The following is a 3,649-nucleotide window of genomic DNA, read 5'->3' as shown; positions in this document are numbered from 1 at the left end:
GACTTGCCGTGCGACTTCGGGAAGAAAGGGGAAAGCTTGGCCATCTGCTCATCGCTCAGCCAGTAAAGGTCGCTCATGTCACCGCTCCGTTTTCCGAGCCGTGAATCACGCAGCGGTGCGAAAATCAATGCATCCTGACCCTAGATGCGTTACTACTCGCTTGAGGTAGCGAACTGGTCATACCACCCGCGGACATTCGCCGAAATTAGAGCAATGACCGAGTCGCGGGACGGAGCCGACCTTCGACGGGAAACTGCCTACGCCAGAAATTTCGAGGCCAATACGGGAATGACTCAACCAATGCCAGAGATCGAATAGGCGGTGTCGCAGGCTCCAGTCTTCGCTATGCTGTCAACGTGTTGCAACTGGGTCGCTAGATGAAAGCACGTTTTGGAAACTGCGAGATCCACTCCGATGCACGGCTGTTGCGTCGTGACGGTGAACCCATCGACGTGGAACCCCAAGTTTTTGATGTGTTGGTGGCCTTAATCGAAGCAAAAGACCGCGTACTGAGTAAGGACGATCTGATCGAACGGGTTTGGGGCGGGCGTATCGTGTCCGATACCGCCGTGACTAGCCGGATTAAGGCGGCACGCGTAGCCGTGGGTGACGACGGTGCTGCGCAAAGTGTGATCCGAACACACCGTGGCGTGGGCTATCAGTTTGTTGCTGATTTTGAAGCGAGTGCCGACATGGTGTCTTCTTCGGGCAAGAAGCCGGACCAGCCAGTAATTCTGGTGCTTCCATTCACGCAGGCTCCTGACGATCCCGAAACACTGTGGCGGCTAGATGGAATTTGCGACGATGTTATCTCAGCGCTCTCGCGGTTCAGGGATCTGAGGGTTATCTCTCGTCTGACGTCTTTTGGCTTTCGAGATCTCGCAGGAACGGAAATGTCGCGGGCAATCGAAGAAATTGGCCCCGACTATCTGGTCGAAGGGGGGCTGCGCCAGCGTGGCCGCAACTGGCGCCTGCAGGTAAACCTCAGTGCAACTGACTCCCAGGCACAGATCTGGTCGGAGCGCTGGGAACTTTCAGATGAGGATCTTCAGGATCTAGATCCGTATGTCGACCGGATTGCGGCTGCCATCGAGCCAGAGCTGCTTTCGGCGGAGCGCGACCGGCTGCGCAGCCTGCGTGAGACAGACCTCTCGACTTGGGAGACAACACAACGCGGGCTTTGGATGCTATGGCAGCAACGCCCGGGGCTTCACGTCAAGGCCGTCGCGGTATTGAAGGAGGCGCTGGCCCGTGACCCGGACTATGCGTTGGCGCATGCTGGACTGGCATATGCGCTATGCCACGCCCACAAGGAAGGCGTGGTTGGCGACGAGGCCCTTGATCAAGCGCTGGCGGCAGCACGACGTGCCGTGCAGCTCGACCCGCGCGATGCCTTTTCCTATGTTGCATTGGGCCGTTCACATCTGGCCCGCGCGGAATTCGAGGCCGCCATCGCCGCCTATGACGAGGCAATCGCTCGCAACCCCAATCATGCATATGGCCATTTTGGACGAGGTTATTCGCTGTGTCTCAGCGGTCGCCCAGCTGAGGCCATAGGTCACTTCGAGCGTGTACTGGCACTGAGTCCGCGCGATCCACAAGGATGGTCGGTCTGCGTGATGTTGTGCTTTTCCTGCCTGCTGGTGAACTTGGCCGACGAAGCACTTGGCTGGGCAAGAAAAGCTCAACGAATGCCGAACGCGCCTCATTGGGCCCTTGCGGCAGAGGCCGCGGCTCTCAACGCGCTTGGAAAGGAAACGGAAGCCGAAGAAGTGCTGAAAGAGGCGCTGAACGCGCGACCCGATCTCGATGCGGCCTTTCTCAACCGCGCTTATCCGTTCGCCGACCGTCAAGACTATGACAAATTGGCAGGACTCATGTTGGGCACGTTTGTTCCGGCGGCCTCAAGGGAGGAAATCTCCACGTAGTCTTCATACTTCTCCACCGGGGCGCCAAGCGCTGGCACGCCTTGGCTGTCATGTTTGTTTCATTGGAACCTAGCAACAAACGGAGATTTCTCATGGACCTCATCCAGTCGACAGCCCGCCGTACACACCTCGTCAAGCAACGGGTCGTATCTGTGACAGCCAAACTTTTGGCCATGCCAGCCGGATATCGCCATCGCGCGGAACTTCGCGGTCTATCACCTGAACAGCGTGCTGATTTCGCCATGACTGAGCGTGATCATAAGGTTGCCCTCAACATGCCGGTGACCGATTACCCGGTTTACGAAATTGCCCGCAACAACTGGGAGGGGCGAATCCTAAGCCTGCTGGGGCGAATTGGGATAAACGAATAGTAGCCCACTTTCGTCGAGAAAACGCACCGAATGAGGCCGACCTGTCTCCCATAACTGATCGGCCCATACAGGGAAATCTCTGAAGTTCGACGTTGCTCTTTCGACTTTTTGAGGTCTTTAGACCTTAGGCCTCATGGCCTCGACGCAGTCATTCACGCTACCTGACTGGAGGTCTGCCGTTCCCTCCAGAGGCTGATAGACGGCGAAACCCTTTACTTCGTCTGTCAGTCTCTCTCTATTTGATTGGGCTTTCTTCTGCGCAGAAAAAACTCTGCAACAAGGAGGTATGGCATGAAGAATGCGACCACCTGGGCCCTGTCGAAAAGTCCTGTGAGCGACTCATTTGATCCGGAACCACCGGTGATGGAGAACCAGACAACGTAATGCATCCGAAAGATCCACGAGCCGACGGCTAGAACAATCAGCCGCGTCGCCCATGCAAAGTGTCGGTCATAGTCTTGTGACATCGCGAAGCGTACAGTGTTCACGGCGCACCAGACCAAAAGGCCGCCATAGGTCGCAAACCAGAACGACATCCACCAGCCACCAATCGTGCCTTCAAGCAGTATGTATATCAGCCCACCAAATCCTGTGATGATCGCAAGGCAGAACAGGACGAAACCGTGTTTTCGGTGTAGCTTGGGCCAACGGTTTCGAACGACAGGGAGCGCTTGAAGAGGGGCGCCCAGCGTCAGAAAGGCCCCTGCCATCATGTGGAAAAGGATGCCAATGTTGGCGATCTGGGCATCATTCTTGAAAACGCGCGATATGTCTTCCGGGCAATCAGAAAACAGGCCATTTACGCTGAGCTGCGCGCTATAAGCGACGAACCACGACACGTTCAGAGCAAGAATAATCAGACCGGCTGAGACAAGGGCGTTCCTCATTGTGCCAATATTAGGAGCCCATGCCTGGTTGCGCCATATTCCAAGCACCTTTGTGAGATTTGATCTCTCCAAACTTTTGGTTTGGCGAACCGGAAATCGATCCAAACTTAGGGCAGGATCGATTTTTTTGCCTACTTTTGGAATGAATGCCCCAACGCCGCAATTCCGCTTCGGGCTCTTTTCGGTCGATCGCTGCGTGTGTCACGAAGGTCTGGTAGGCTGAAGAACCGACCATTCAATCAATTGGTAGCATAGGTCGGTTGACGCGGTGTCGACGCCAGGAGTGGGAGGGACGGATGGAGGACAATCGATGTCCAAAGTTCAACTTCCCGCCCTCAAACCAAAACGCCCGGCCTGGAACAAAGGCCGACTGATTGGTCAAAAACGCCCGCTTCTTGCCAAACAGGTCTGGGCCATCCGCGCCCGGCTGGAACTTGCGGGCAATCTCAGAGATCTGGCACTC

The 3,649-nt window shown here is 56.0% G+C and carries 3 protein-coding genes and 1 pseudogene; 3 read left to right on the top strand and 1 reads right to left on the bottom strand.

The genetic code is table 11. The annotated features are described in order from the left end of the window. Positions 1 to 377: 377 nt before the first annotated feature. Positions 378 to 1,928 carry a winged helix-turn-helix domain-containing tetratricopeptide repeat protein gene (locus tag MGEO_RS20910; RefSeq protein WP_085641674.1) on the top strand — a complete coding sequence of 517 codons (1,551 nt, stop codon included), beginning with the start codon at positions 378 to 380 and terminating at the stop codon, positions 1,926 to 1,928. Positions 1,929 to 2,020: 92 nt separating this feature from the next. Then, a complete protein-coding gene (locus MGEO_RS20905; RefSeq protein WP_085641673.1) occupies positions 2,021 to 2,299 on the top strand; it encodes a hypothetical protein in 279 nt (92 codons plus the stop codon). Between the two features lie 224 nt (positions 2,300 to 2,523). On the opposite strand, the gene MGEO_RS20900 is transcribed toward MGEO_RS20905, so the two are convergent. Then, complete coding sequence (locus tag MGEO_RS20900; protein ID WP_085641672.1) at positions 2,524 to 3,186, bottom strand: DUF2306 domain-containing protein; 663 nt, start codon at positions 3,184 to 3,186, stop codon at positions 2,524 to 2,526. A gap of 310 nt (positions 3,187 to 3,496) precedes the next feature. Between MGEO_RS20900 and MGEO_RS20895 the strand changes: the two are divergent. After that, positions 3,497 to 3,649, top strand: a pseudogene (locus tag MGEO_RS20895) (integrase); the annotation flags it as partial.

The sequence above is a fragment of the Marivita geojedonensis genome (genome assembly GCF_002115805.1).
In the GTDB taxonomy this organism is placed as follows: Bacteria; Pseudomonadota; Alphaproteobacteria; order Rhodobacterales; family Rhodobacteraceae; genus Marivita; species Marivita geojedonensis.
This window is presented reverse-complemented; position numbering and strand designations above follow the sequence as displayed.

What these genes read in the sequence shown, in the direction of transcription:
- MGEO_RS20900 (WP_085641672.1), bottom strand. Translation starts at nt 3,186, where the DNA reads ATGAGGAACGCCCTTGTCTCAGCCGGTCTGATTATTCTTGCTCTGAAC.
- MGEO_RS20910 (WP_085641674.1), top strand. Translation starts at nt 378, where the DNA reads ATGAAAGCACGTTTTGGAAACTGCGAGATCCACTCCGATGCACGGCTG.
- MGEO_RS20905 (WP_085641673.1), top strand. Translation starts at nt 2,021, where the DNA reads ATGGACCTCATCCAGTCGACAGCCCGCCGTACACACCTCGTCAAGCAA.